The 26,694-nt window shown below is 71.4% G+C and carries 23 protein-coding genes and 1 pseudogene; 8 read left to right on the top strand and 16 right to left on the bottom strand.

The annotated features are described in order from the left end of the window. Positions 1-5: 5 nt before the first annotated feature. The 5 genes from RBJ77_RS51455 to hypE are packed head-to-tail and all read left to right on the top strand — an operon-like array spanning position 6 to position 4,896. Positions 6-773 carry an oxidoreductase gene (locus RBJ77_RS51455; protein ID WP_372351563.1) on the top strand — a complete coding sequence of 256 codons (768 nt, stop codon included), beginning with the start codon at positions 6-8 and terminating at the stop codon, positions 771-773. Continuing rightward, positions 770-2,137, top strand: a complete 1,368-nt coding sequence (locus RBJ77_RS51450) for a Ni/Fe hydrogenase subunit alpha (RefSeq protein WP_372351274.1) — start codon at positions 770-772, stop codon at positions 2,135-2,137. The genes RBJ77_RS51455 and RBJ77_RS51450 overlap by 4 nt, the downstream gene beginning before the upstream one ends. After that, positions 2,109-2,747, top strand: a complete 639-nt coding sequence (locus RBJ77_RS51445) for a CBS domain-containing protein (protein WP_372351273.1) — start codon at positions 2,109-2,111, stop codon at positions 2,745-2,747. Before RBJ77_RS51450 ends, RBJ77_RS51445 begins: the two co-directional genes overlap by 29 nt. Continuing rightward, positions 2,744-3,865 carry a hydrogenase formation protein HypD gene (hypD, locus tag RBJ77_RS51440; protein WP_372351272.1) on the top strand — a complete coding sequence of 374 codons (1,122 nt, stop codon included), beginning with the start codon at positions 2,744-2,746 and terminating at the stop codon, positions 3,863-3,865. Before RBJ77_RS51445 ends, hypD begins: the two co-directional genes overlap by 4 nt. Beyond that, a complete protein-coding gene (hypE, locus tag RBJ77_RS51435) occupies positions 3,862-4,896 on the top strand; it encodes a hydrogenase expression/formation protein HypE (RefSeq protein WP_372351271.1) in 1,035 nt (344 codons plus the stop codon). The genes hypD and hypE overlap by 4 nt, the downstream gene beginning before the upstream one ends. A 41-nt stretch (positions 4,897-4,937) precedes the next feature. On the opposite strand, the pseudogene RBJ77_RS51430 reads toward hypE, so the two are convergent. From RBJ77_RS51430 to RBJ77_RS51380, 11 genes and pseudogenes are all read right to left on the bottom strand, one after another. Then, positions 4,938-6,308, bottom strand: a pseudogene (locus tag RBJ77_RS51430) (flavin monoamine oxidase family protein); the annotation flags it as partial. Positions 6,309-6,333: 25 nt separating this feature from the next. Further along, positions 6,334-9,291, bottom strand: coding sequence for an aminotransferase (locus RBJ77_RS51425; RefSeq protein WP_372351270.1), 2,958 nt, complete (start codon positions 9,289-9,291; stop codon positions 6,334-6,336). A gap of 67 nt (positions 9,292-9,358) precedes the next feature. Then, on the bottom strand, positions 9,359-9,799 hold the full coding sequence (locus RBJ77_RS51420; RefSeq protein WP_372351269.1) for an Lrp/AsnC family transcriptional regulator: 441 nt from the start codon (positions 9,797-9,799) through the stop codon (positions 9,359-9,361). A gap of 226 nt (positions 9,800-10,025) precedes the next feature. Continuing rightward, complete coding sequence (locus RBJ77_RS51415) at positions 10,026-11,537, bottom strand: PHB depolymerase family esterase (RefSeq protein ID WP_372351268.1); 1,512 nt, start codon at positions 11,535-11,537, stop codon at positions 10,026-10,028. A gap of 350 nt (positions 11,538-11,887) precedes the next feature. Then, positions 11,888-12,907, bottom strand: a complete 1,020-nt coding sequence (locus RBJ77_RS51410; protein ID WP_372351267.1) for an ABC transporter substrate-binding protein — start codon at positions 12,905-12,907, stop codon at positions 11,888-11,890. A 76-nt stretch (positions 12,908-12,983) separates the two neighbouring features. Further along, a complete protein-coding gene (locus tag RBJ77_RS51405) occupies positions 12,984-13,757 on the bottom strand; it encodes an ABC transporter ATP-binding protein (protein ID WP_372351266.1) in 774 nt (257 codons plus the stop codon). Between the two features lies 1 nt (position 13,758). Further along, the gene (locus RBJ77_RS51400) at positions 13,759-14,913 is read right to left on the bottom strand and encodes a FecCD family ABC transporter permease (protein ID WP_372351265.1); all 1,155 of its coding nucleotides are present in this window, start codon (positions 14,911-14,913) and stop codon (positions 13,759-13,761) included. Between the two features lie 56 nt (positions 14,914-14,969). Further along, positions 14,970-15,983, bottom strand: coding sequence for a pyridoxal-phosphate dependent enzyme (locus RBJ77_RS51395; RefSeq protein ID WP_372351264.1), 1,014 nt, complete (start codon positions 15,981-15,983; stop codon positions 14,970-14,972). After that, positions 15,904-16,929, bottom strand: a complete 1,026-nt coding sequence (locus tag RBJ77_RS51390) for a GHMP kinase (protein WP_372351263.1) — start codon at positions 16,927-16,929, stop codon at positions 15,904-15,906. Before RBJ77_RS51390 ends, RBJ77_RS51395 begins: the two co-directional genes overlap by 80 nt. Continuing rightward, entirely contained in the window at positions 16,926-17,735 is an 810-nt protein-coding gene (locus RBJ77_RS51385; protein WP_372351262.1) for a Rossmann-like domain-containing protein, read from the bottom strand. The genes RBJ77_RS51390 and RBJ77_RS51385 overlap by 4 nt, the downstream gene beginning before the upstream one ends. Continuing rightward, positions 17,732-17,962, bottom strand: a complete 231-nt coding sequence (locus RBJ77_RS51380; RefSeq protein WP_372351261.1) for a hypothetical protein — start codon at positions 17,960-17,962, stop codon at positions 17,732-17,734. Before RBJ77_RS51380 ends, RBJ77_RS51385 begins: the two co-directional genes overlap by 4 nt. 402 nt (positions 17,963-18,364) lie before the next feature. Between RBJ77_RS51380 and RBJ77_RS51375 the strand changes: the two genes are divergently transcribed. Further along, positions 18,365-19,561 (top strand): MFS transporter, encoded by a 1,197-nt coding sequence (locus RBJ77_RS51375; RefSeq protein WP_372351562.1) that lies wholly within the window; start codon positions 18,365-18,367, stop codon positions 19,559-19,561. On the opposite strand, the gene RBJ77_RS51370 is transcribed toward RBJ77_RS51375, so the two are convergent. Further along, positions 19,548-20,276 carry a lysostaphin resistance A-like protein gene (locus RBJ77_RS51370; protein WP_372351260.1) on the bottom strand — a complete coding sequence of 243 codons (729 nt, stop codon included), beginning with the start codon at positions 20,274-20,276 and terminating at the stop codon, positions 19,548-19,550. The genes RBJ77_RS51375 and RBJ77_RS51370 overlap by 14 nt on opposite strands. A 258-nt stretch (positions 20,277-20,534) precedes the next feature. Here RBJ77_RS51370 and RBJ77_RS51365 point away from each other — a divergent pair, with 258 nt between their 5' ends. Further along, on the top strand, positions 20,535-22,130 hold the full coding sequence (locus RBJ77_RS51365; protein ID WP_372351259.1) for an alpha/beta hydrolase: 1,596 nt from the start codon (positions 20,535-20,537) through the stop codon (positions 22,128-22,130). 37 nt (positions 22,131-22,167) lie between these two features. Here the strand turns inward: RBJ77_RS51365 and RBJ77_RS51360 are convergent, their stop codons facing one another. Together RBJ77_RS51360 and RBJ77_RS51355 are read right to left on the bottom strand one after the other, a co-directional pair. Continuing rightward, the gene (locus tag RBJ77_RS51360) at positions 22,168-22,593 is read right to left on the bottom strand and encodes a hypothetical protein (RefSeq protein WP_372351258.1); all 426 of its coding nucleotides are present in this window, start codon (positions 22,591-22,593) and stop codon (positions 22,168-22,170) included. A gap of 151 nt (positions 22,594-22,744) precedes the next feature. Beyond that, the gene (locus RBJ77_RS51355; RefSeq protein ID WP_372351257.1) at positions 22,745-23,482 is read right to left on the bottom strand and encodes a TetR/AcrR family transcriptional regulator; all 738 of its coding nucleotides are present in this window, start codon (positions 23,480-23,482) and stop codon (positions 22,745-22,747) included. Here RBJ77_RS51355 and RBJ77_RS51350 point away from each other — a divergent pair. After that, positions 23,469-23,957 carry a cupin domain-containing protein gene (locus tag RBJ77_RS51350; protein WP_372351256.1) on the top strand — a complete coding sequence of 163 codons (489 nt, stop codon included), beginning with the start codon at positions 23,469-23,471 and terminating at the stop codon, positions 23,955-23,957. The genes RBJ77_RS51355 and RBJ77_RS51350 overlap by 14 nt on opposite strands. 64 nt (positions 23,958-24,021) lie before the next feature. Here the strand turns inward: RBJ77_RS51350 and RBJ77_RS51345 are convergent, their stop codons facing one another. Then, positions 24,022-25,425: an MFS transporter gene (locus RBJ77_RS51345; protein ID WP_372351255.1), complete on the bottom strand. Its 1,404-nt coding sequence runs from the start codon at positions 25,423-25,425 to the stop codon at positions 24,022-24,024. A gap of 198 nt (positions 25,426-25,623) precedes the next feature. After that, positions 25,624-26,502: a LysR substrate-binding domain-containing protein gene (locus RBJ77_RS51340; RefSeq protein ID WP_372351254.1), complete on the bottom strand. Its 879-nt coding sequence runs from the start codon at positions 26,500-26,502 to the stop codon at positions 25,624-25,626. Positions 26,503-26,694 lie beyond the last annotated feature (192 nt).

Genomic DNA, 26,694 nt, shown 5'->3' with positions numbered 1-26,694 from the left:
ACGAGATGCCGGTCACCCCGACGCTCGCCGTCTTCAAACTGGCCTCCTGCGACGGTTGCCAGCTCACCCTGCTCGACTGCGAGGACGAGCTCCTCGCGCTCGCCGGGCGGGTACGGATCGCGCACTTCCTGGAGGCGTCGAGCGAGGTGCTGCCGGGACCGTACGACCTGTCTCTGGTCGAGGGCTCGATCACCACGGCGGCGGACGCGGAACGGATCCGCGCGATCCGGTCCGCGTCGAGGCGCCTGGTCACCATCGGCGCCTGCGCGACGGCGGGCGGCATCCAGGCGCTGCGCAACTTCGCGGACGTCGAGGAGTTCCGGCGCACCGTCTACGCCCGCCCCGACTACATCGACACCCTCGCCACGTCCACTCCCGTCTCCGCCCACGTCGACGTCGATCTCGAACTGCGCGGCTGCCCCATCGACCGCCGTCAACTCCTCGAAGTCATCACGGCGTTCCTCGCGGACCGCAGGCCCGACATTCCCGATCACAGTGTCTGTTTCGAGTGCAAGCGGCGTGGCACGGTCTGTGTCACCGTCGCCCACGGCACTCCCTGCCTCGGCCCGATCACGCACGCGGGCTGTGGGGCGATCTGCCCCGCGTACGGGCGGGGCTGCTACGGCTGCTTCGGTCCGTCGGCCTCGGTGAACCTCCCGGCGTTGAACCCGGTGCTGCGCCGGGACGGACTCGACGACCGTGACACCGAACGCCTGTTGAGCACCTTCAACGTCGCCGCCTTCGCCACCCACGACAAGGAACCCGTCCCGTGACCCACCGCGGAACCCGCGTCCTGCACGTCGGCTCGCTCGCCCGCGTGGAGGGCGAGGGCGCGCTGCACCTGACGGTCGACGGCGACGACGTCACGGCCGCCCGGCTGGCGATCTACGAGCCGCCGCGCTTCTTCGAGGCGTTCCTGCGCGGTCGCGGGCACACCGAGCCGCCCGACATCACCGCGCGGGTGTGCGGCATCTGCCCCGTCGCGTACCAGCTGAGCGCGTGTGCGGCGATCGAGGACGCGTGCGGGGTCCACATCCCGCGGGGGATCGGGGAGTTGCGCAGGCTGCTGTACTGCGGCGAGTGGATCGAGAGCCAGGCCCTGCACATCTACCTGCTGCACGCCCCGGACTTCCTGGGGTGTGACGGGGCCATCGACCTGGCCCGCACCCACCGCGCCGACGTCGAGCGCGGCCTGCGGCTGAAGCAGGCGGGCAACGCTCTGCTGGAACTGCTCGGGGGCCGTGCCGTCCACCCCGTCAATGTCCGCGTCGGCGGCTTCCACCGCGCCCCCACCCAGGACGAACTACGGCCGCTGGCCGAGCGGTTGCGCCAGGCGCTCGACGACGCGTGGGCGACCGTGCGCTGGGTGTCGGGCTTCGACTTCCCCGACGCCGACTGCGACCACGACTTCCTCGCCCTGTCCGCGGAGGGCCGGTACGCCATCGAGACCGGCACGCCCACCGTGATGCGCCAAGGAGCCGCCGAGGTACGCCGGTTCGCACTCGCCGACTTCTCCCGCGAGGTCGTCGAGGAACAGGTCCCGCACTCCACCGCACTGCACGCGAGGCTGCGGGGCCGCCGGTACCTGACCGGTTGCCTCGCCCGGTACGCGATCAACGGTCGGCTCCTGTCGCCGCTCGCCCGGCAGACCGCACGGGAGGCGGGGCTCGGTGCCGTGTGCCGCAACCCCTTCCGCAGCATCCTCGTGCGGGCCGTGGAAACCGTGTACGCCGTCGACGAGGCGCTGCGGATCATCGACGACTACGAAGCGCCCGCGCGCGCGTACGTCGACGTGCCACCGCGCGCGGGAGTCGGGCACGGAGCGACGGAGGCACCGCGCGGACTGCTCTACCACCGCTATGGCCTGGCCGCAGACGGCACCGTCACCGACGCACGGCTCGTCCCGCCCACCGCACAGAACCAGAGCGCCATCGAGGAGGACCTGCGCCGTCTCGCCAGGACGGCCCTGGCCGGGCGGCCGCTCACCGACGAGGAGCTGACGCGTCTGTGCGAGCACGGGATCCGCAACCACGACCCGTGCATCTCCTGCTCCACCCACTTCCTCGACCTCACCGTCGATCGCGTCGCACCACCCGAAGGAGGCTGCCGTGAGCGAGAGCCCACACATCGTCAGTGACGTGATGACCCAGACCGTCGTCGCCGTCGGCCGTGACGCACCGTTCAAGGAGATCGTCGAGGTGATGGACCAGTGGCGGGTGAGCGCCCTGCCCGTACAGGAAGGTGAGGGCCGGGTCGTCGGTGTGGTGTCCGAGGCCGATCTGCTCCCCAAGGAGGAGTTCCGCGACTCCGATCCGGACCGGCGTGACCAGCTGCGCCGTCTGTCCGACCTGGCCAAGGCGGGCGCGGTGTCCGCCGGGGAACTGATGACGAGTCCGGCCGTGTGCGTGCGGGCGAACGCCACCCTGGCCGAGGCCGCCCGGATCATGGCCCTGCGCAAGGTCAAGCGGCTCCCCGTCGTCGACGCCGAGGGCAGGCTCGAAGGCATCGTCAGCCGCTCCGACCTGCTCAAGGTCTTCCTGCGGTCCGACGACGACATCGCCGAGGAGGTGCGCCGCACCGTGGCGTCCTACCTCTTTCCCGGGCAGAACGTGACGGTCACGGTCGCCGAGGGGGTGGTCACCTTCGGCGGCACCCTGCGGCATCGCAATCTGGTGCCCGTCGCGGCACGTCTCGCCCGTGCCGTGGAGGGAGTCGTCGACATCCGCATGGACTTCAGTACGCCATGAAGTACCTGGAGGAGTACCGGGACCCGGTGCTGGCCCGACGTCTGCTCGCCGAACTGACCGCGACGGCCACCGGTTCCTGGCGGATCATGGAGGTGTGCGGCGGTCAGACCCACACCCTGGTCCGCCAGGGAATCGACGAACTGCTGCCCGCCGGGATCCGCATGATCCACGGACCCGGCTGCCCTGTCTGCGTCACCCCGCTGGAAACCCTCGATCGGGTCATGGCCATCGCGGCCCGTCCCGGAACGGTCCTCGCGAGCTTCGGCGACATGCTGCGCGTCCCCGGCTCCACGACGGACCTGCTGACCTTGCGAGCCGAGGGCGCCGACGTACGCGTCGTCTACACCCCGATGGACGCGGTCCGACTCGCGGCCGAACTCACCGACAAGGACGTCGTGTTCCTCGCCGTGGGGTTCGAGACGACGGCCCCCGCCAACGCGATGGCGGTGCTGCATGCGGAACGGCTCGGGCTGACGAACTTCTCCGTCGTGGTCAGCCACGTCCTGGTGCCGCCCGCCATGACCGCCCTGCTCGACGATCCCGACTGCGAGGTCCAGGCATTTCTCGCGGCCGGGCACGTGTGCGCGGTGATGGGCTGGCGCGAGTACGAACCGATCGCCGCCCGCTACCGGGTCCCGATCGTGGTGACCGGCTTCGAACCGCTGGACCTCCTCGAAGGTGTCCTGATGGCCGTACGCCAGCTGGAATCCGGGCGCCACCGCGTCGAGAACCAGTACGCGCGAGCGGTGCGCCGGAGCGGGAACCTCCAGGCGCAGGACGCGATCTCCCGCGTCTTCCGGGTCACCGACCGGGCCTGGCGCGGCATCGGCACCGTGCCTGCCGGCGGCCTCGAACTCGCCGAGCGGTACGCCCGGTTCGACGCGGCCCGCCGCTTCGACGTCACCGGCCTGCACCCGGCGGAGGACCCCGAGTGCATCGCGGGCGCCGTCCTCACAGGAGCCGCGCTGCCCACCGACTGCACCGCGTACGGCACCCGGTGCACGCCGCGTACCCCGCTCGGCGCCCCGATGGTCTCGTCGGAGGGCACCTGCGCGGCGTTCCACTCGGCCGGCCGCACCCGAAGCACGCCCCCGTCGCCCACCAGGAGGGCTCCATGACACCGGCCTGTCCCACACCCCGCCCCGCACAGGACACGATCCTCCTCGGCCACGGCGCAGGGGGCCTGCTCACCGGCGAGCTCCTGCGCGACGTCGTCCTGCCCGCTCTCGGTGTTCCGGCGGACGGCGCTCTGGAGGATGCGGCGCTGCTTCCCGGTGACAGCGAACTGGCCGTCACCACGGACGCGTTCGTGGTGGACCCGCTGTTCTTCCCCGGGGGCGACATCGGGTCGCTCGCCGTGCACGGCACGGTCAACGACCTGGCGATGCGCGGTGCCCTCCCCGTCGCGCTCGCCCTCGCGGTGATCGCCGAGGAAGGGCTGCCGGTCCCCGATCTGCGCTGCGTGCTGCAGTCCGCGGGCAAGGCCGCCCGCGACATCGGCGTTCCCGTCGTCACCGGCGACACCAAGGTGGTGGGCCGCGGCGCCGCCGACCGGCTCTTCCTCACCACCACCGGCATCGGCCGCCGCATCCCCGGCCTCACCCCGTCCGCCGTGCGGGCCGGGCCCGGCGACGCGATCCTCCTCTCGGGGCCCGTCGGCCTGCACGGCATCACCGTCCTCTCGGCCCGCGCAGGTCTCGGTTTCGAGGCCGACATCGCCTCCGACACCCAGCCGCTGCACCGGCTCGTCGCCGCGCTCGCCCCGTTGGGCGGGCACGTGCACACGCTGCGCGACCCCACGCGGGGAGGGCTCGCGGCGGCGCTCAACGAGATCGCCCGTGACGCTCACGTCGGTGTCGAGATCGACGAGGCTGCCCTGCCCGTGCCCCGGGCCGTCACCGCGGCGTGCGACCTGCTCGGCCTCGACCCGCTCGTTGTGGCCAATGAGGGCTGCCTCGTCGCCTTCGTGGCTCCGCAGGCCGCCGACAGCGCGCTGGACGCGCTGCGCGCCCTGCCGGAGGGAAGCGAGGCAGTCCGGATCGGAACGGTCGAGCAGGCGCCGGCGGACCGCGTGGTGGCGCGCACCATGGTCGGCTCCCGACGCATCGTCGACATGCCGCTGGGCGAGCTGCTGCCCCGCATCTGCTGACCCGTCGGTCACGGCCACCGGAACGGTGCCTGGACGAAGCGTCACGCCTGGTGCGGCGGCACCTCCATCACGTCGGTCCGCGAAGCGTGAGCACCCGGGACGAGCTCGCTCAGGGAGACCGGTGAGCCGAGGATGCGCTCGGCCGCACGATGCCCGGAGAGCAGAGCACCGTGAACGGTGGCCGGCTCGTGCCCGTACGTCGCCTCCCCGGCGAAGTGGAGGACACCGTCGACGGGGCCCGCCAGCGCGTCGTGGTCGTCGTGCGAGGAACCGACGGCGACGTAGGAGTACGAACCCTGGGCCAGCGGGTCGCTGCCCCAGCGGGTGATCCAGTGACCCACGGGGTCGGGGACGGAGGGGCCGTAGATCTTGCGGAGGGAGCCGAGCACCGAGGAGACCACCTCTGCGTCGGTCATCGCCTCGATCTCCCGGCCCCAGGTCCCGCCCGCGAAGGTCAGCAGCATCGGCTCGCCGCTCACCACGGAGACGTCGTACCAGGTGTGCCAGGGGAAGCCGGCCTGTCCGTGCTGCCGGATCGCGTAGACGCCGTCCTGCCAGAACCGCCGGGGGAACTGGAGGAAGACCTTGTTGAACACGCCCATGCCGAGCCGGCCGATCGGTCCCGCCACGGCGTCCGGCAGCGCGGGCGTGAACGCGATCGCCCCGCTCTTCAGCACCCCCAGCGGCACCGTGACGATCACCCGCGCGGCGTCGAACGACGCGTCCTCCGTGTCGACCCGTACCCGGCCGGCCGACCGGGAGATCGCGGTCACGGCCTGGCCCGTACGGACGTCGAGGCCCTCCGCGAACGCGCGCGGGAGCACGTCGAAGCCGCCGGGGAAGATCACTTCGTCGCCCTCGATGGCGTCCTCGTCGAGGGCGTGCGCGGCGACCTGCTCGACCTCCGCGCCGCACTGCTCCTCCGTACGGTGCCGGTAGAACGCGCGGAGCCGCTCGGCGCGTTCGGGCTTCCATCCGATCGCGGCGAGGGTCCGCTCGGCCGCGGTGGCGTAGCTCTCGTCGTGGCCGGAGTCCGCGACGGTCCGCTGGAAGAGCGCGTCCGCCGTGTCGACGTCGCTGATCCACCGCCGGGTCGCGTCGTCGTCCAGCAGTTGCTGGGACTCGTCGTAGTCGGCGATCGGCCGCCCGCCCGCCTGGAAGCTCCCGACGGTGAACTCGCGGGTCTCCACCCCGAACGCCGGGACGAGGTCCGTGAGCGGATTGCCGGTCAGGCCGTGGATCCACGAGGCGCCGCGGTCGACGCAGAACCCTGCCGTGCGGTCCGTCCACATCCGGCCGCCGACGCGGTCCCGCGCTTCCAGCACGACCACCCGTTGTCCCGCCGAGTGCAGCAGCCGCGCGGCGGTGAGGCCGGCGATTCCCGCGCCGACGACGATCGTGTCCATCATCTTGACTGTGCTCCAGGGGAGTTCGGGGTCAGCCTGCGTGGCCGAGCTGGGTCAGGGCCAGGTCGAGCGTGTCGGCGAAGAAGTCCGCGGCCTCGGTGTCGATGCACAGCGGGGGCTTGATCTTCAGGATGTTGAGGTGGTCGCCGGTCGGCTGGACGATCACGCCGAGGTCGAGCATGCGCTCGCACAGTTCGGCGGTCTCCTCGGTGGCCGGTTCGAGAGTGCCCCGGTCGCGGACGAGTTCGAGGCCGAGGTAGAGGCCGGAGCCGTGGACGGTGCCGACGACCGGGTGGCGGTCCGCCAGGGCGCTGAGCCGGCGCTTGAGGTGCCCGCCGACGCGGACCGCGTTGCCCTGGAGGTCCTCGTCGCGCAGCGTGTCCAGGACGGTGACGCCGACGACGCTGGAGACCGGGCTGCCTCCGGTGGAGGAGAAGAAGTAGCCCTGCTCGCGGTACCGGTCGGCGACCGCCCGTGAGGTGATGACGGCGCCGAGCGGATGCCCGTTGCCCATCGCCTTCGCGACGCAGACGACGTCGGGGACGACCTGCTGCTGCTCGAAGCCCCAGAACCAGTGCCCGAGCCGGCCGTAGCCCGCCTGGACCTCGTCGGCGACGGCCAGGCCCCCGTGCCGCCGCACGGCCGCGTACACCTCGGTCAGGTAGCCGTCGGGCAGGGCGACCCCGCCCGCGTTGCCGTAGAAGGTCTCGCTGACGAACGCTCCGGCCGGACGCCCGGCCGCGGCCAGTTCGTCGATCACGGCGGCTGCCCGGGGTGCGTAGCGTGCCGCGTCCGGTCCGCGGTGGCGGCCCCGGTAGGAGTTGGGCGAGTCCACGGTGTGGACCCAGTCGGGGCGCGTGGCCAGGGCGTTGGGGTTGTCCTGGAGGGAGGTGGAGACGGCGTCCGAGGCGTACGTCCAGCCGTGGTACGCCTCGCGGACGGCGACCACGTCGGGCCGGCCGGAAGCGCCGGTGGCCAGCCGCAGGGCCAGGTCCACCGCCTCGGAGCCGGAGTTCACCAGGAACACGGTGTCCAGCGGGTCGGGCAGCAGGGCGGCGAGGCGTTCGGTGAACTCCACCACCGAGGCGTAGTGGAACCGGGAGTTGGTGTTGAGCCGCCGCAGCTGCCTGGCCACGGCCTGTTCCACGCGGGGGTGGGCGTGTCCGAGCGGGGTGACGTTGTTGACGATGTCGAGGTAGGAGCGGCCGTCGGTGGACAGCAGGTGGTGGCGCCAGCCCCGTTCGATGCGGGGCGGAGTGGCGTAGTAGTGCTCCTGCACCGTCGCGAACACGGCGCCGCGCCGCTCCAGCAGGTCGGCGTCGTGCGTGCGGTCGACGGTGGACAGGCCCAGGAGCGGGGCGGGGTCGGCGGTGAGGGACAGCCAACCGGGGGCGTGTTCGGGACGTACCAGGGGCGGGACGGCGGGGCCGCCGGGTGCGCGCAGGGAGAGGTGGGTCCGGCTTCCGGCGGGAAGGTGGACGAGGTCGTCGCCCGGCCGGACCGTCGCGCCGTCGGTGACGAGGGGTGTGGCGGTGGTGGGGAAGGACGCTGTCAGGACGAGGGAGCCGTGGGTGATCTCCACGGTCCCCGCGCGTGCGGTGAGGATCCGCCCCGCGGCAGGGGCCTGGAGGACCGCCGCGCGGCCGAGCCGCAGGTCGATCCCGGTGGGAACCGTCGCGCCGGAACGCGTCGACAGGGCCGGGCCGAGGTTCGGCCGGGCCTGGGCGTACCGGGTGGCCGTCGCGGCGGCGCCGTCGGCGAGCGCGGCGGCCGAGCACGCCTCCTCGGCATCGGCGTCGAGCCAGGCGCCCGCGTCCATGGCGTCGGAGTCGACGGACAGGTCGAGGACGGCGATGCGGTCCGCGGAGATGCCGCGCAGCAGCGGGAGTTCGGGAACACCGGGGGCGGCCGGGGTGTCCGTGAGACCGATCGCGGTCCGCACGAGGTGGGTCATTACGGGGGTCGGGAGGTGGACGGCCTGCTCGAAGATGCGCCACTCGCGGTCGAGCGCGGCGGTGGCGTAGGCGTTGTCCGCGTCGACGGCGGCCTGCTGGCGCCCGCTCACGACGAGGCCGGCGGCACGCAGCACCACGAGCGGCCACAGCGCCTCGGCCTCTGCGGCGGACAGCGGACGCAGGGCGTGGAAGGCGCGGACGGCCGGCAGCACGTGATGCGGTTCGACGCCGTCGTGGTGGAGCAGCGAGGAGAGCGACACGGCGAGCTCGCTCACCGCCCAACTCGTCGTCAGATCACCGAAGTCGATGACGCCGTCGGGCATCGGCACGGGGCTGCCGGGCCGGCGGATCAGGTTGTCGTCCGTGAGGTCCAGGTGCACGGCCTGCTGCGGCAGCACGTCGGCGATCCCCTGGACGAGCTTCCATGCTTCGGCGGCGGCGTCCTGGACGGCGGCCCGTCGCTCGGGCTCGGTGATGTGTCCGGCGAGGGTCGCGACGACGCGGTCGGCGTGCCGCAGGTCCCACTGCAGGACGCGGTCGAGGCCCGGGTGACGGAACTCCCGCAGGGCGGTGCTCACCTTCGCGGCGATCGTGCCCATTGCCGCCACCGTGCCGGGGGAGAGGTGTCGCGGCCCGGACAGTGCGCCGCCGGGGAGGTACCGCAGGAGCCGGGCGACGGCCGGTCCGCCGTCGCTGTCCACCAGCGTGCGGCGAGGACTGCCGTCCGGGTGGCGCAGGACCGTGGCGACGCGCAGGTCGGGGTGGGCGGCGGCGATCAGGTCGGCGGCGGTGTCCTGCGCCTCGATCTCCACCGGACCGAAGGCCGGGTTGGCGATCTTCAGGACGGCCAGGACCGCCCCTTCCTCGTCCTGCAGGCGGAAGTTGGCGTCCTGCTGGCTCCCCAGCGGCTGCGCCCGGGCGTCCATGCCGAGGTGCTGAGCGGCTATGACTTCGGCCTCGGCCGGCGTGGTCCGTGGCGCGGGAAGCGCGTCCTCGGCGAAGAAGTCGATGGTGCGGGGCTCCGGGTGCGGCATGGCGAGGTCCTCGACGGGGGTGCGCGGTGCGTGGCGGTGGTGGTGGCGGATCGGGGCGGGGGACGCCTCAGTCGACGTGCCACAGGAAGCGGTGGGTGTGGATCCCGAAGTAGGGGAAGTTCTCCACGCCCGTGACGCCCTCGACCGTGCGCACGACGTCGTTGACGAAGTCCAGCAGGTCGTGGGGCCGCGCGCAGACGACCTCGACGAACAGGTCGAACGTCCCGGCGGTCAGCACCGCGTACACGACTTCGTCGTGCCGGGACAGTTCGTCGGCCACCGCCCGGGAGTCGCCGTCGATGTGCAGGCCGAGCAGGGCCATCGTCTGACGGCCCATGGTCATCGGATCGGTGACGCCCACCACCTGAACCGCTTTCGCGTCGATCAGGCGCTGGAGCCGGAGCCGCGCGGCCGAGGGCGACAGGCCCACCTTCGGGCCCAGATCGGCGTACGGGATCCGGCCGTCCACCTGCAACTCCCGCAGGATGGCCCGGTCGATCTCGTCCATGAGGTGCCCTTCGACGCCCGAACAGTGAACCTGAATGCTGTTGCGAGCACGATGCCTGTTCCATACGCTCGAATCAAGAGTCCCCATGCTCGAATCGCGAAGACGGGTCATGAAGGGAGGGACGGACGGACGGGCGGAAGGAAGGCCCTGGCCGTCGCCGATGGCGCCACGACGGAGTACGGCCCCGGAGGAAGCCTCCTCCGGGGCCGTACTCGTACACGGAAGGTCAGGCCGAGCAGCCGGAGTCCGCGATGACGTAGTAGTCGGGGGCCGTCTGCTTGAGGGTGTGCGTGGTGAAGGTGTTCCACAGGCCCATGGCCTCATGGGAACCGTTGGCGTAGGTGTTGCCGCCGCTCTGGTAGGCGCGTCCGGCCACGGTGTGCTGGTAGTTGCTCGCCGTGTAGCACGTGGGCGTGAAGCCGGTGGTGGTGGCGGTCACCGACGTGGACACCGCGCCGGTGGCCCCTGCGGTGTCCACGGCGGCCACCGTGTAGGCGTAGGCCGTGCCGGTGTTCAGGCCCGTGTCGGTGTAGGAGCCGGAGGTCGCTGTGCCCACCTTCGACCCGCCCCGGTAGACCGTGTAGGAGGCCGCGCCGTCCACCGCGTTCCACTTCAGGGAGGCGGTCGTGTCGGTGGTGCCGGAGACCGTCAGCCCCGTGGGCGCGGGCAGCGTGCCGGGAGTCTCCCCGCCGCCGCCCCCGTCGAGGCCCCAGAAGCGGGCGGTGTGGTAGCTGGAGCAGATGGTATCCAGGTAGTAGGTGCCCGCGGTGCCGCACTGCTCGGCGCCGCTGCCCGGGTCGACGGCCAGGCCGTGCTGCATGCCGGCGATGGAGTAGACCTCGACGGCGGGCTTGCCCGCGGTGTCGTCGTAGACGCTCAGCGTGGTGCCCGCGCCGAGGCTCTCGGTGCGCGACGGGGTCTGGCCGATGCCCCAGACGTTCGTCCACTGGTCGCGCAGTTCGGTGGCGTTGGCGGGGACGACGGTGGTGTCCGCGGTGCCCTGCCAGATCGCCACCCGCGGCCAGGAGGTGGTGCCGGCGGGCGCGGCGGAGCGTACGAGGTCACCCCACTGGGCGGGTGTCTTGTCCGCCGGGCTGTACATGCACGTGTAGGCGGCGGACACGCTGGTCGCACACCCGGCGGGCAGGCCCGAGTCGATGGAGCCGCCCGCGAAGACGTCGGGGTAGGCGGCGAGCATGTTGGCGGTCATGCCGGCGCCTGCGGACAGCCCGGTGATGTAGACCCGTCGGCTGTCGCTGCCGTACTGCGCGACGGCCTTGTCGACCATCTGCTTGATGGACAGCGCCTCGCCCTGACCGCGCGCACTGTCGCCCGTCTGGAACCAGTTGAAGCAGGAGTTGGCGTTGTTCGAGCTGCTGGTCTGGGGGAAGACCAGCGCGAAACCGTAGCTGTCGGCGAACTTCGGCCAGCCCGAGTTGCTGTAGTAGTCGGTCGCGCTCTGCGTACAGCCGTGCAGGGCGATCACGAGCGGAGCGTCCGACGGCAGGCTGTCGGGCGCGTACGTGTACATGGACAGGTTCCCGGGATTGGACCCGAACCCGGTCACCTGGGTCAGGCCCGCGGCCGACGCCTGGGGTGCGGCGGCCAGCAGGCCCGCGGTGAGCACGAGGGTTCCCACGGCGGCAGTGGCCCAGCGGCGCAGGCCTCTGGTGATGCGGCGGCCCTTGGCGGGGTGGCGGCTTCCGGTGGGGCGGAACGGGGAGTGCGGCTCTGTCATGACGACTGACTCCAGATGAGACGGACACGCCCGGGAGTGGGGAAGGGCGGGCCGGAACGTCGGTGTGCCGTGCATCATCTGGGCGGTCGGGGTGGCTGCGACATGTGTAGGCGAGCCAGGTGTGGCGGGGGTGCAGTGTGATGGCCACCCATGGCCGACACGTTGGGCCCTGGATACGCGCGTTGGTGTACGTGCCTCGCGACGTGTACGCACTGACGTCCGCGTTGTCGTCCGAGAGCGCCTTGGCGCGGGCGCCGACGCCGTCGTCGGTGCCCGCGCTGCCCAGCGCGACGCTCAGAAGAGTCAGGAGAGGGGCAGGCCGTCGCCCGGTGGGCCGGCGGCGTCCCCCGTCAGTCCTTCAGGGAGCGCAGGTACGTGCCGAACTTCTCCAGGCCGTCGATGTTCCGGGGGCCGCTGATGCCCTCGTTGTAGTCGAGGACGAAGAAGTGGTTCTTCTTGACCGCGGGCAGGTTCTTCGTGTGCGGCGAGGTCCTGAGGAACTCGATCTTCTTCTCGGCGGGCTGGTCGCCGTAGTCCAGGATGACGACGACCTCGGGCCCACTGGTGGCGACGGCCTCCCAGCTGACCTGTGTCCAGCGCTGGTCGAGGTCTTCGAAGACGTTCCGGCCGCCCGCGCTCCTGATGATGTCGGTGGGCGGCACCTGGCCGCCAGCGGTGAACGGCTGGTCGGTGCCCGAGTCGTACAGGAAGACGGGCACGCGCTCGCCCTTGGGGGCTCTGGCTTCGACGGCCCGCACGCGCTGCTTGAGCTCGCCGACGACGTTCTCGGCCCGCTCCTGCACACCGAAGATCCTGCCGAGCCGGTCGAGGTCGGAGTAGAGGGCGTCGAACGGCGTCAGCCTCTGCGGGTACTTCGGGTAGTTGAAGCAGCTCTCGGTGTGCATGAAGCTCTGCACGCCCAGCCTGTCGAGGATCTCGGGCGTGATGCCCCGCTGGTCGCTGAAGCCGGAGTTCCAGCCGGCGACCACGAAGTCCGCCTTGGCGTCGACCACGACCTCCTTGTTGAGGAGGTCGTCGCTGAGCTTCTTGACCTTGGCGTACTCCGCGGCCCAGGGCGACTGTTCCACCGGCGGGTTCGCGGGCGGCATCACATAGCCGAGCACCCGGTCGGTGAGGCCCAGGCTGAACAGCTTGTCTGCGCTGCCGCCCTCGTAGGCGACGGCACGCTTCGGTTCGGTGTACGTGACGCGCTCGCCGCAGCGTTCGACGGTGGCCTTCTTGGCGGTGCCCGCCTTGGGGTCGGACTCCACGGCGGCGCCGCAGCCGCTGACCAGGAGCGCCGTGATGGCGACGGCCGAGCCGAGCGCGGTGCGTCGGCGCAAGGCGTGGGACGGGAGGAATCGGGACATGGGTGGTGCACCTTTCGGCGGGTGACGGAGGGCGATGGCAGGGGACGGTGGGGGACGGCGGGGACGGCAGGGCGGATCAGTGGGCGGGGCCGAGCGAGTAGAGGAGCTGCGGATCTCCGGTCAGGGGGTGGGGGACGACGCTGGCCCCGACGCCGAACACGTCCAGGACGAGCTCGGGAGTGAGGACGTCCCCGGGGGTGCCGGCAGCCACCAGATGACCTTGCGACAGCACGCCGATCCGGTCGCAGGCGGCCGCGGCGAGGTTCAGGTCGTGCAGCACGACCAGGACGGTGAGCCCCGACTGCCGCAGGAGGGACAGGAGTTGCACCTGGTGGCGTACGTCGAGGTGGTTGGTCGGCTCGTCCAGGACCAGGATCTCGGGGTCCTGGACGAGCGCGCGGGCGAGCAGGACGCGCTGACGTTCACCGCCGGACAGCGTCAGGACGCCGCGGTCGGCGAGGTGGCCGATGCCCAGGTGGTCCATGGCCGCGGCGCACGCGTCGCGCTCGTCCCGGCCGAGGCGCTGGGCACCCCGGAGATGGGGCGCCCGGCCCAGGGCCACGACCTCCTCCACGGTGAAGTCGAGGTCGACGGCGCCGTCCTGGGTCATGGCCGCGATCAGCTGCGCGCTGCGCCGCAGGGGCAGGCGTGCGAGGTCGTCGCCGTTCACCCGGACGGCACCGGACGTGGGGCGCAGGGCCCGGTACACACAGCGCAGCGCGGTGGACTTTCCACTGCCGTTCGGGCCGACCAGGCCCACGACGGTGCCGTCGGGCACGTCGAGGGACAGGTCGCGCACCAGGCTCTTGCCGTCGGTGACGACCGAGAGGCCGTCCAGTCGCAGTGCCATCTCAACGGCCCCCGAACGCATAGCCGTTGCGCCGCATCAAGGCGATGAAGACCGGCACGCCGACGAGGGCCGTGACGACACCGAGGGGCAGTTCGCGCGGCGCGGCCAGGGTGCGGGAGACGAGGTCTACCCAGACCATGAACACGGCGCCGGCCAGGGGCGCGACGGCCAGTACGCGCGCGTGGGTGGCGCCCACGACCATGCGGACCACATGGGGCAGGACCAGGCCGACGAAGGCGATGGCGCCACTGACCGACACCAGCACGCCGGTGACGAGGGAGACCAGGACGAGCAGCGCCTTGCGGTGCCGGTCGGGATCGATGCCCAGGCTGGTGGCGGTCTCGTCGCCGAGCGCGAGGAGGTCCAGGGCGCGCGCGTGCCGCTGCAGGACGAACAGACCGGCCGCCACCACGGCCGTCACGAGCGGCAGCACACCCCAGGTGGCGGCGCCGAAGCCGCCGAGCGTCCAGTGCAGGACGGTGCTGGTGGCCTCGCTGTCGGGGGCGAGGTAGACGATGACGCTCATGAGGGCCTGGAACCCGAACGACAAGGCCACGCCGGTCAGTACGAGACGCAGCGGGGAGAGCGCGCCGCGGCTCGTCGAGGCGGCGTACACGAGGACCGACGCGGCCAGCGCGCCGAGGAACGCCCCGGCGGAGACGGCGTACAGGCCCAGTGCCGCCAGACCTCCGGTGACCGTGACGGTGACAGCTCCGACCGACGCCCCGGACGAGACGCCCAGGACGAACGGGTCGGCGAGCGCGTTGCGCACCATGGCCTGGACGGCGACGCCGACGGCGCTCAGCCCGGCGCCGACGAGCGCGGCCAGCAGAACCCGGGGGGTGCGGATCTGCCAGACGATCTGGTACGTGGTGACCTCGTCGGCCCGGATCGTCCCGCCGGTGAGGGCGGCCCACAGGTAGCGGGCGGTCTTTCCCGGGGGGATCACGGCCGCGCCGGTGCCGATGGCGACCACGACGGAGACGACGAGCAAAGCACCGAGAACCGTGCAGGTCAGGAGCAGCCCGGGGCCGGTGGCAAGGAGCCGCTTCCGGCCCGGTGTTGCCGTCGGGAGGTCAATCGGCGCCGGTGTCGGACGGGTGTCACCGGCGCGTGCGGTCGGTGCGGTCGGCTCGGAGGTGACGGGCGGGGGCATGCGGCCACCCTTTCCATGGAGGTGAGCGGGTCGTGGCACAGGTCGAGCGGATGCGGCTACGCCACCGCGGCGGTGGGGGCTTCCGCCCCGTCCCAGCTCATCCGGCACCAGGGCAGGCCGAGTTCGTCCCGGGAGGTGATCGCGCGCGGAGCGAGGTCCTCGATCGGGGCCGCACCCTGGTAGCGGGCGAAGACGCTGTCCACGTAGCGGTGGCCGGTGTCGGCGGCGATGAACACCACGGTGCGCCGCGGGTCCTGGGCGTGTTCCCAGCGTGCCGTGAGGTGTCCGGCTCCCGTGGACAGGCCCGCGAAGACGGCGTGGCGGCGCAGCAGGTCGACGCTGCCGGTGAGCGCGGCGTCGAACGAGACCCAGTGGACGACGTCGTACTGCCTGTGGTGGACGTTGCCGAACGGGATGGAGCTGCCGATCCCGGCGATGATGATCTCCGGGTCGGCGACGTGCTCGCTGCCGAAGGTGATGCTCCCGAAGGGCTGCACGCCGACGAGGCGCACGTCGCCGCCCGGCTCGCGGAGATGGCGGGCGAGCGCCCCGGTCGAGACGCCGGAGCCGACGCCGCCGACGACCGTGAGCAGCTCGCTCGCGCCGAGCTCCTCTCGCAGCCTGTCGGCGACCGCCCGGTAGCCGAGGTAGTGGATGTCGTCGTGGTACTGGCGCATCCAGTGGTAGTCGGGGTGCTCGGCGAGTATCTCCTGGATGCGGGCGACCCGCCGCTTCTGGTCGAGCTTGAGGTCGGCGCACGGCTCCATCTGCTCCAACGTCGCTCCAAGCAGGGCGAGTTGGGTGCGCAGGGTGTGGTCGACGGTGGTGGATCCGACGATGTGGCAGCGCATGTCGTGGCGATGGCAGGCCAGTGCCAGGGCGTAGGCGTAGATGCCGCTGGAGCTGTCGAGGAGGGTGTCGCCGCGACGCACCGTGCCGGTGGCCAGCAGGTGCTCCACGGCCGCGAGGGCGGAGACCACCTTCATGGTCTCAAAACGCAGGCAGACGAGCCGGTCGTCGAGGCGTATCAGGTCGGGGCGGCCGATCGCCTCGGCGATGTGCTGGTCCATGGGGGGACTCCTCGGGGGTGGGGAAGGTCGTGAACGTGCGGGTGACGGGCAGGCCTTCGCGTTCCAGGTCCTGTGCGCAGCGGTGAATGCGGCGGCGGGCGCCGGGGGCGGCCGGGTCGAAGAGGACTCCGGCGACGGAGCCGCTGTGCGCGATCTGCACGCCGACGGCGCCCGCGCGGTCGGCGAGGGCGGTGAGCGTGTCGAACCCGGCGTGGCGCAGGCGCAGTTGGCCGAGGCGGGCGCTGGCCGTGGCGACGTGCCCGAGCAGGTGGGGATCACGGTCGCGGACCGCACGTCGTATGTGGGTGCGCAGCGTTTCGTAGGTGTCGATGTCGGCGTCGGTGCAGGAGGGGGCGGGCAGGGCGAGAGTGTCCACCGGGGTGCCGCCGGCCATGGCGCAGCCCACGATGACGACCGGAGGCAGTGTCTCGCCGAGGACTTCGAGAACCCGGCCGTGGCGCTGGGCGAACAGGCGTGGACGGTCGTCCAGCATCAGCGGGTCGCAGGCGAGTTCGGCGTGCAGGGCGATCCGGGTGACGGTGCCGGGCGCGAGGTGCAGCGCGAAGGCGTCGGCCACGGCCCGTACCGCGGCCAGCACGTCGCTGGTGGAGCTGCCCATGCCCAGGCCGACGGGAATGCTCCCGGTGAGCCGCAACTCGCCACCGCACACATCCTGTTGGCGCAGGACGGCGCACTCCTCGATGGTGAGGGCGGCCGCGCGCAGCGCCTTCGTGCGGTCGGCCGGGGTGACGGTGAGCGCGCCGTGGCGCGGTACGAACCGGGCGTGGGTGCCCGGCTCGTTCATGGGCAGCGTGACCAGTCCCGGACAGTGACCTCCCTGTTCGTCCCGGAAGACGCCTTGCAGGATCTCGCCGTGGTGACAGGGCGCGTACCCGGTGCCGGTCCGTACGGCGTCACGGGCGGGGCGGCGGGTTCCTGCCGTCACGAGCGGCTCGCGGCGCGGTAGCGGTACAGGGTGCTCGGCTCGGCGCTGAACTGGGAGAACGGGAAGGGCTCCGCGGACAGCGCGGTCACTCCGGCGCCGAGGAAGGCGCGGGCGACGGCGCTGCCGGACTGGGCGTAGACGATGAGGGGGACGGCGCGGCTGCGGCAGCGTTCCAGGACGGTGTCGAAACTGCCGTTGCCGAGGGTCATGCCGGTGGCGACCACCGCGTCGGCCGTGTCGAGGACCTGGTGCATGTCGTCGGTGACCTTGTCGCCCCACTGCGTGGTGCGCAGGTTGAAGTCGCAGGGCAGCGGTGTCCCGCCGCGCTCCCGGATGGCCGCGACCAGCGGGTTGACGACGCCGATGAGACCGACCCTGGCGCCCGGCGGGAGGTCGAGGAGCCTGGCGATGGCGGTGTCCCGGGCGACGGCACGCACTTCGGGCGGGCCCGCGGGAAGCGTCACGGGTTCGGCGTCGGCGGCGTCGCGGTGCGGCCGCAGCTCGGCGAGGTAGGCGTCGAGAGCGGCGATCCGCAGCGGCCGTGGCCCGTCCCGCAGCAGTGCGTCGAGAGGGCTGCCGGAGGCGGCACGGCACACCTCGGGACCGATCTCGCCCGCTTCGAAGGCGCAGCCGCCGAAGGAACCGCCGAGCCGGACGAGGACGTACTGGTTGAGATACGTCACGTCGCCGCCCGCGAGCCGGGTGCCGTGGTGGATCCAGAACACGCTGGTCGCCGTCAACTGCGCTGGATCGGGACCCAGTTCGCGGCCCAATGCGGCGGCGAAGAGGTCGTCGGTGTGCTTCACGCGGAGGCTCCTTGGGTGGTGCGGGTCGTGCGGAACAGGAAGGTGAGAACGGCGTCCTGCCCTTCGTGGAGATGGGCGACGTCGGGTAGGAACCCGTGGCCGAAGGCGTCCCGCACGATCATGTGCGGGTCCGCTTTGTGCTGGTTGAGGGTGATGTTCTGCTCCGCGGGCAGCGGCGGCGGAAGCCGCCTCGACAGTGCGGCTCCGGTGGAGGTTCGGCGTTCCAAGGGGCTTGCTCCTCAGGGGGTGTTGACGGCGACAAGGTCGATCGACGTCGGCGCGGCTTCGGTGGCGCGCATGACGGCAGGGGGAAGCACGGGAACCCCGGCACCCCCGATGCGGGGGCCTGGATCCGAAAGGTACTGTAACGACAATCGTTTTCAGTAAGCTAGTCCGTGCCCAAGATCCGATCTGTGGCCTGGCTCTCGTCCCCGTCCCAATGCGCAGGTGAATCCGTGTCGTTGGCGGGGCGCTGCCTTGCTCGACTCCCGATCGCGACACATCACAGGCCGCCCACCGACCGCCGCCCCGACCCCGAAGGAGCCCCACTCGTGACCACCTCGCCGGCCCAGGCACCCACCACCACCGACCCGTCGCCCCCGCGGCCCGTCCTGCTCGACCCCGCGTTCCTGCGCCTGTGGACCGGGACCACGGCGTCGGGCCTCGCCACGTGGGCCCTGCCGTTCGTCCTCGGGCTCGCCGTACTGGAGCGCGACCTCACTGCCGGCGGCCTGGGCCTCGTCCTGGCGGCGAGGACCGCGGGCTTCCTCGGCGCGGTGGCCGTCGGGGGAGTCCTGGCCGACCGTCACTCGCGGCGAGCCGTGGTGCTGTGGTCCGCCACGGCCGCGGCCGTGGCCGCTCCACTGCTGGCCGCCGGCCTGGGCCGCTCACTGCTCCTGATGTCCGGTGCCGCCCTGCTCGCCGGTGCGGGACAGGGCGCGTGCCGGCCCGCCTTCCAGGCCCTCACCGCGGAGATCGTCGACGCCGGGCAGCGCCAACAGGCCAACGCCGCAACGACGTTGGCGGTCCGCGTGAGCACCCTGACGGGACCGTCACTGGCCGCCCTGCTCGCCACGGTCCTCGATGTCCAGGCGCTGCTCCTGGGCATCGGAGCCCTCTGGCTGATCGCGGCACTCGTACCGGGCCGCGGCGTGCGCAAGCCCTCCGCCGCGACCACCGCCGTCATGCAGACGCCTGCACGGGCCTCGTTCCGGCAGGAGTTCCTGGACGGTGTGCGCGAGGCCCGCCGCCACCCCTGGTTCGTCGCCGGACTGGGCGCCCTCACCGCCGTGATCGCCACGGGCTACTCCGCGACCGCCGTGGCCCTGCCGCTGATCAGCCGCGACCGGTACGGCACCGAGGTGGTCCTCGCCGCCGCCACCACCGCGTACACCGTGGGCGCCCTCGGCGGCGCACTGGTCATCGCCCGCTGGCGGCCGCGCTCACGGGGCTGGGCGGCCCTCGCGGGCCTGGCGGTCTACGGCTTCGCCCCGCTCAGCCTGATGCTGCCGGTGCATCCCGCAGTCGTCGTCGCCGCCTACGCGGTGGCCGGCATGGGCATCGAACTGTTCAACGTGCCCTGGTTCACCGCCACGCAGCGTGAGGTCGCCCCCGAGAAACTGGCCCGGGTCTCGTCCCTCGACTTCCTGCTCTCCTACGGACTGGCCCCGCTCGGCCTCGCCCTCATCGCACCCGCCGTGGACGCGTTCGGCGCCGGACCTGTTCTGCTGGGGTGCGCGCTGACCTGCTTCCTGGCTCCGGCCGCGGCCGCCCTGTTCCCCACGGCGCGACGGTTCTCGCCCCCGGAGGGCGTCAACCGTGCGTGAGCGCGCCGATGAGGTACCCGAACACGTATCCCCAGGCGTTGGTCGCCCAGTGGAGACCCATGGGCGCCAGCAGACTGGTGCTGCGCCGGCGAAGGAGACAGAAGAGGCATCCGGCTGCCGCGGTGAAGAGGACCGTGCCGAGTTCCACCAGGACGGTCCCGAGCACGGAACCGCCGAACGTGGAGTTCAGCGCCGGTTTGTCGCTGGCGAGGTCGAGCGACGGCAGGATGTGCCACAGGCCGAAGAGCAGCGACGACCACACCACGGCCGGGACCGGACCGCGCATCCGCAGGATGAGCCCGTACAGGACGCCGCGGAACGCCACCTCCTCCAGGAGCACCGTCCCGACGGGCACCATGACGAACGACTTGAGGAGCACCTCGGCGCCGGTCAGGCCCTCGTTGCGGGTGTCCTCGAAGAGGTGGCGCGTGGCGGGGAGGACGGCGGCGCACAGGTAGCCGGCGGCGACGATGCCGATCAGGGCGAGAGCCCAGCGCGCACCGGTCCCCAGGGAGCCCCGGGCCAGACCGAGATCGGCCCGGTCCCCGCCGGCCCGGAACAGCAGCAGGACGAGCAGTCCGGTGCAGACCGGCGCGGTGACCAGGATCCAGGACGGGAACCATAGGTTGTTGGCGAGATTGGCGAACACCAGGATGCCCACCGCGCCCGCGAGGGCCGAGGCGTCGGAAAGGCGTCCGGTAAAAGGGGCCTGCATGAGTGGGTCACCTCGTCGGCCGCGAACCGGATAGGCGTATTCCAAGTAGTGCGAAGCATTGATTAATGCGACATTACTGGCAAATTGTCCGAGCGGGTGGCCGTGAACACCTCGGTGAAGGTGTGACGCGCGGTCTGAGGGGTGCCTGTGGTGGAGCACAGCTCGTATCAGGTGCACAGCAGGCCGCGGGCCTGGTTCCATCGGCACGCGGGGCCCGGACGGGTCGTGTTCAGAGGGCTCTGCTGGAGCGGCTGCCTGATGGCCGCGGCGTTCTACTGTGTGTCACTGACCCCGTCCCTGCTGCCCCGTGCCTGGTGGCTGCAGGGGATCGCGGCGGGCGTCACGGCAGTCCTCGGCTATGCCGTCGGCGCGACCCTGCAGGCGACCACGCAGGGGATGGTTCGCCGTGCGGGACTGCTTCCCTCCTCCGGCCGCCGTCGATGGACGCAGCGGGCGCTGGCCGCGCTCGCCGTCGCGGCCGTCGTGGTGATGACGGCGTGGAGCGTGCGCTGGCAGGGCGACGTGCGCCGCGCGGTGTCGATGCCGCCCGAGGTGGTGTGGTGGCAGTGGGCCCTGGTGCCGCTCGTCGCCGCCCTGCTGGCGTTGCTCCTGCTGGGAGCGGCCCGGACGGTGCGCCTGGCGACCCGGGTCGTGGCGAACGCCGCCGGAGTCCATGTGCCACGGCCCGCCGCGTACGCCATCGGCATCACGCTCGTCGCCCTCGTCGGCATCGGTTTCGCCCAGGGCTTCCTGCTGAACCGGGTGCTGGGGATCGTCGAGAGCGCCGCCTCCCTGACGGACCAGGGCACCACCGAAGGCATCGTGCAGCCGGATCTGCCCACACTGTCCGGCAGCCCGCACTCCGCGGCGGCGTGGGACACCTTGGGTGCCAAGGGGCGGGACTTCATCGGAGAGACCGCCCGGCGCGCGGACATCGAAGCGTTCACGGGGAGAACCGCCAAGAACCCGGTGCGAGTCTACGTGGGTCTGCGCTCGGCCGACACCCTCCAGGAACGGGCCGACCTGGCGGTGCGCGAACTGGAACGCACCGGCGGGTTCACCCGCAAGGTGCTGGCCGTGATGGGTACCACCGGCACCGGCTGGATCAACGAGCAGGGCAGCAAGCCCCTGGAATACATGTGGGGCGGCGACAGCGCCCTGGCAGCCATGCAGTACTCGTACCTGCCCAGCTGGGTGTCGGCCATCACGGAGGACGAGGCCGCGGACGCCGGCGCGGCGCTGTTCGACGCGGTGCACGACAAGTGGCTCACCCTGCCCGAGGACAGCAGGCCCCAACTGCTCGTCTACGGCGAAAGCCTGGGCTCCTACGCCATGGAGAACGCCCTCGGCGGATCACCCGCCGCCCTCACGTCGAAGGTGGACGGAGCGCTCTTCGTCGGCCCCACCTACAGCAACCCCCTGTGGAACCGGGTGACCGACGACCGCCAACCCGGCAGTCCGCAGTGGCGGCCGGTCTTCGACGACGGGGTGAGCGTGCGGTTCGCCCAGGTCCCCGCGGACTACGCGGTGCCGGACACCCGGTGGGGGCGACCGCGGGCGGTCTACCTCCAGAACGGCTCGGATCCGGTGGTGTGGTGGTCGCCCGGTCTGGCCTTCCACGAGCCGGACTGGCTCCACACGCCGCGGGCCAGGGACGTTTCCCCCGCCATGCGGTGGTATCCACTGGTCACGTTCTGGCAGGTGGCCTGCGACCTGGCCGGTGCGGCGGAGGTCCCCGAGGGGTACGGACACCGGTACGGCGCCATGCCGACCAGCGCATGGGCCGAGATCACCGGGCCACCGGACTGGACGGCGGTGGACTCCGATCGCCTGGCACGCCGCCTGACGTCCTGAGCATCCGAGGGCCTGAGGACCGGCCGCGCCAGGCGGCTCAGCGCGTCGCGAACGTGCCGGACCTGGTGAGCGCCCAGACCGCCAGCAGGTCGAGCACCATGACGCTGATCGACCACAGGGGGTAGTACGGGATGAAGAGGAACTGGGTGATCAGGCTGACGGCGCCGAGCACCAGACCGGCCCCCCGGCTCCAGCTCTTGCCCAGGAGCACGGCCAGACCCGTGACGATCAGGGCGAGGCCGATCACCAGATGGGCCCAGCCCCACGTCGTCAGGTTGAACCGGTACGCGTACTGCGACGCGTGGAAGAGGTTGTCCCCGGCGATGCCGGCGATCCCCATGAGAAAACTCAGCGAGCCGCTCAGTTCCAACGCCAACCCGGCGAACATGGGCACCCCGGTCACCGGTGCGTCCTGGTGCTCGCCCGTTGAACCCGGCAGTCGTCCGGCACTTGATTCCGACATGGTCACCGACCTCCTGAGCTGGGGTCATTGCCGCTCGACGCGTGGGCTCATACCGCCGAGCTGCCCCTAACAGTCTCGTTGAAGTCGTGCAACGGTGCGACTGCACGGCGTGCCCGCGTCGTCGGCGCGCACCGTGGTGATGGGGATGTGGTCACGCATCGACGCCGAGGCCGTGGTGCATCTGGTCAGCGACCCAGGCGGCGTACTCCCGCTCGGTCCAGCCGCAGTCCCGGACCAGGGACCGGTAGTGGGAAGGGTCGTTGAACATCCACACGACGTCCACCGCCCTCTCGTGGTCGAGCCCGTGAGCTTCGAGGCCGAGCGCCTCGATGCGGTCGATCACCATGGCGGCCCCGGCCCGTCGGTTGCGCTGCATCGCTTCCCACAGGTCCGCCAGCTCGGGGCCCTCGTCCGCGGCGCGACGCACCACCTCGAAGATCTCGGCCGCACGTCCGCCGATGACGCGGCAGACCTCGGCGTAGGCCCGCAGGACCACCTGTGGCGTCCGGCCTTCCCGTACGGGCCGGAACCAGGGGCGCTCGGCCACCGGTACCGGTTCGTCGTCGCCCGCCAGCGCCTGGTCCACGACCTCACGAAGCAGGGCGACCTTGGATCCGAACGCGGAGAACACGGTCGGCCGCGCCACCGCGGCGTCCCTGGCGATGTCGGCGAGGGACGTGCCTGCGTAGCCGCGGGCGACGAAGAGCCGGTTCGCCGCGGTGACGATCGCCTGACGGGTTCGACGGGCCTGCTGGGCGCGGAGCGGCGAGTCGTAGCGGCGCCGCCCGCGATCGGCCGGACTGCTGTTGACGTCCATGTTCCGACATACTACCGTTTTATTGATCAGACGATGTCTCTCCAATTGGGAGGCGGCCATGTCGTCCGTCAACCGTCCGTACGTCCTGGGGAGCGCCGAGGGGCAGGACCTGTGGTTCCTCGGAAACCTCGTCACCGTCAAGGCCGCGGGAGCGCAGACCCGGGGCGGACTCACCGTGGCGGAGTTCCTCAATCCGACCGGATTCGCTCCGCCCCTGCACCGGCATCTGGAAGAGGACGAGATGTTCTACATCCTGTCCGGGACGGCTCGCTTCCTCTGCGACGGGGAGGAACTCGCGGCCCGGACAGGGGACTTCGTCCTCCTGCCGGTAGGTCTGCCGCACACGTTCGTCGTCGGTCCGGAGGGGCCGCTGCGCTGCCTGCAGATCACCACGCCCTCCGGCTTCGAGGACTTCGCCACGGACATCGGGGTCCCTGCCGGTGAGCACCGGCTCCCCGATCCGGGGCCGTTCGATCCCGCTGCCCTCGGTCACGCCGCCGCTCGCCACCGCATCGAGATCCTCGGTCCTCCGCCCGGTCACGCCTGAGGGACTGGGTCAGGCGACCAGTTGGAGCGGCGGCGCGATGAGCTGCACGCCGCCGACGCCGTGTCTAGACGGTGGCCGAGGTGGCGGGTTCGTAGCCGGGAAGCTCGACGCGCTTGATCTCGCGGACGATGACGAGATAGCTGGCCACTGCCAGGGCGGCGCAGACGCTGACGAAGGCCAGGGCGAGGTCGAAGGAGCCGGTGGCGTCGAGGATGTAGCCGATGACGAGGGGGGTGACGATGCCGGCGACCGCGCCGAAGGTGTTGAACAGGCCGCCCGCGAGCCCGGCGATCTGCTTCGGGGCGACGTCGGACATGACGGCCCAGCCGAGCGCGCCCATGCCCTTGCCGAAGAAGGCGAGGGACATGATCAGGACGACGAGCCACGAGGCGCTGACGTAGTTGCAGATGATGATGCTCGTGGACAGCAGCAGGCCGGTGACGATGGGGATCTTGCGGGCTGCCGTGAGGCTCGTGCCGCGCTGGGCGATCCGGTCGGAGATCCAGCCGCCGGAGACGCCGCCGATGAAGCCGCACAGCGCCGGCAGCGACGCGACGAAGCCGGCCTCCAGGATGCTCATGTCGCGTTCCTGGACGAGGTAGACCGGAAACCAGGTCAGGAAGAACCAGGTGATGGTGTTGATGAAGTACTGACCGACGAAGACGCCCAGGGTGGTGCGGTTCTTCAGCAGCGTGCCGATGTGCCGCAGGTTCTCCTTGCCGGACGAGGCCTGCTTGGCGGCCATGTCCTGCTCGGCGGTGGGGGCGTCCATGTCCACCAGGGCGCCGCCGGAGGATATGTAGTCCAGTTCACCCTGGCTGACGCGCGGGTGGCTGCGGGGCGCGTAGATGACCTTGGTCCAGACGAGGGCGAGCACGACGCCGACGCCACCGATGACCGTGAAGACGTGCTCCCAGCCCATGGCGGTGACGAGCCAGCCCATCAGCGGGGCGAAGGCCACGGTGGCGAAGTACTGGGCCGAGTTGAACAGCGCCGAGGCGAAGCCGCGTTCCTTGGTCGGGAACCAGGCGGCGACGATGCGGGAGTTGCCGGGGAAGGAGGGCGCTTCGGCGAAGCCGACGGCGAAGCGGAGGACGAACAGCAGGACGACCGCGGCCCCGGCGAAGAAGCCGATGGCACCCTGCAGCATCGTGAACACGGACCACAGGAAGATCGCGATGCCGTAGACCTTCTTGGAGCCGAAGCGGTCGAGCAGCCAGCCGCCGGGGAGTTGGGCCACGAGGTAGGACCAGGAGAAGGCCGAGAAGAGCACGCCGAGCTCGCCCGAGCTGATGTGCAGGTCGTTCTGCATGGAGTCGCCGGCGATCGACAGGGTGGAGCGGTCCGCGTAGTTGATCGTCGTGACGACGAACAGCATGGCCAGAATCAGATACCTGATGCGGCCGGCTTTGGCGGTGCCGACGGGGACGGCGGTCGCCGGCATGTCCTGCCGGTCGAGAGCGGGCATGGTCGGTCTCCTAGACCTAGGGGGTACGGCTGCACTGCCGTATGTGGTCCGAGCCACAGAAGTGGTGGCTGAGTTGACCGTAGAGACCCTTTCGATACACGTCCATGTCGAATTTTGTTGCGTGCGATACCGCTTCTGTATGACCAACTCGTGTCGTGCGTATGCCGTGGGCGTGTCGGAGGGAGGGTCGGTCTCGGCTCACAGGTGGTGCAGGAGGGCCAGCAGTGCCGGATTGTCGTTCGTTTTCCGCCACACGTAGTCCAGCTCCACGGGGCGCGACTGTCCGGGCAGGTGCAGGGGGCGGTAGACGACGCCGGAGTGCTGCATCTTCGCGGCGGCCTCCGGGACGAGCGCCACTCCCCAACCCGTGTTCACCAGGGCGAGGATGCTGTGCACCTGGCTGAGGTACTGGGTGAACACCGGCCGCACGTCGGCGGAGCGGAACGTGGTCAGCAGCAACTCGTGGAAGTACCGGGCCTCGACGGGGGAGTACATGAGGAAGTCCTGGCCGTCCAGGTCCGACAGCTCCATGGGGCCGGTGTCCGCCGCCAGCGGATGGCCGGTCGGCAGGGCGGCCACCAGTCCCTCGCGCACCGCGGTGCGCGCCATCAGATCGGCGCCGACCGCCGAGGGGCGAATGAGCCCGAGGTCCAGCGAACCCTCGCTCAGCGCCTCCAGCTGATCGCGGGTCACGAGCTCCTGCAGGACGATCTCCACCTCGGGCAGAGCCGCTCGGGCGCTCTGGAGGAGCTCGCCGAGCGCGGAGTAGGCACTGGCGGCGGTGAAGCCGACGGCGATCGCACCGGCCTCACCCGTGGAGACCTGGCGTACGGCGAGTGCGGCGTGCTCGGCCTGGCGGAGGATGCGGCGGGCTTCCGCGAGGAAGGCGCGGCCGGCGGGCGTCATCCGCACCGTCCGGTTGGTGCGGTCCAGCAGCGTCACCCCCAGTTCCCCCTCCAGGATCTGGATCTGCCGACTCAGCGGCGGCTGCGTCATGTTCAGACGCTCCGCGGCCCGGGTGAAGTGCAGTTCTTCCGCCACGGCCACGAAGCAGGTGAGCTGGGTCAGCGTGAACAATGATGCTCTCCTTGTATGGGTACATCCAAAACTTATGTTGGACGTAAATCAATCACACACGTAGCGTCGACCGTATTCGGCAAGGCGCTCCTCAAGTCGCACACCGCGCCACGGGGCGGTGGCGGGGAGAGCAGCAGCCGGTCTCGCGGGTCCTCCCTCGCCGGCCCGAACGCCCCCCACCCGCACCGACCC

It is taken from the genome of Streptomyces sp. KL116D (assembly GCF_030766975.1).
GTDB lineage: Bacteria > Actinomycetota > Actinomycetes > Streptomycetales > Streptomycetaceae > Streptomyces > Streptomyces longispororuber_A.
The sequence above is the reverse complement of the archived record's forward strand: the minus strand, read 5'-3'. Positions and strand labels throughout refer to the sequence as shown.

Coding starts and splice junctions, on each gene's coding strand:
- RBJ77_RS51455 (WP_372351563.1), top strand. CDS start 6: ATGCCGGTCACCCCGACGCTCGCCGTCTTCAAACTGGCCTCCTGCGAC.
- hypD (WP_372351272.1), top strand. CDS start 2,744: ATGAAGTACCTGGAGGAGTACCGGGACCCGGTGCTGGCCCGACGTCTG.
- hypE (WP_372351271.1), top strand. CDS start 3,862: ATGACACCGGCCTGTCCCACACCCCGCCCCGCACAGGACACGATCCTC.
- RBJ77_RS51425 (WP_372351270.1), bottom strand. CDS start 9,291: ATGCCGCACCCGGAGCCCCGCACCATCGACTTCTTCGCCGAGGACGCG.
- RBJ77_RS51420 (WP_372351269.1), bottom strand. CDS start 9,799: ATGGACGAGATCGACCGGGCCATCCTGCGGGAGTTGCAGGTGGACGGC.
- RBJ77_RS51415 (WP_372351268.1), bottom strand. CDS start 11,537: ATGACAGAGCCGCACTCCCCGTTCCGCCCCACCGGAAGCCGCCACCCC.
- RBJ77_RS51410 (WP_372351267.1), bottom strand. CDS start 12,907: ATGTCCCGATTCCTCCCGTCCCACGCCTTGCGCCGACGCACCGCGCTC.
- RBJ77_RS51405 (WP_372351266.1), bottom strand. CDS start 13,757: ATGGCACTGCGACTGGACGGCCTCTCGGTCGTCACCGACGGCAAGAGC.
- RBJ77_RS51400 (WP_372351265.1), bottom strand. CDS start 14,913: ATGCCCCCGCCCGTCACCTCCGAGCCGACCGCACCGACCGCACGCGCC.
- RBJ77_RS51395 (WP_372351264.1), bottom strand. CDS start 15,983: ATGGACCAGCACATCGCCGAGGCGATCGGCCGCCCCGACCTGATACGC.
- RBJ77_RS51370 (WP_372351260.1), bottom strand. CDS start 20,276: ATGCAGGCCCCTTTTACCGGACGCCTTTCCGACGCCTCGGCCCTCGCG.
- RBJ77_RS51365 (WP_372351259.1), top strand. CDS start 20,535: ATGGCCGCGGCGTTCTACTGTGTGTCACTGACCCCGTCCCTGCTGCCC.
- RBJ77_RS51360 (WP_372351258.1), bottom strand. CDS start 22,593: ATGTCGGAATCAAGTGCCGGACGACTGCCGGGTTCAACGGGCGAGCAC.
- RBJ77_RS51350 (WP_372351256.1), top strand. CDS start 23,469: ATGTCGTCCGTCAACCGTCCGTACGTCCTGGGGAGCGCCGAGGGGCAG.
- RBJ77_RS51345 (WP_372351255.1), bottom strand. CDS start 25,425: ATGCCCGCTCTCGACCGGCAGGACATGCCGGCGACCGCCGTCCCCGTC.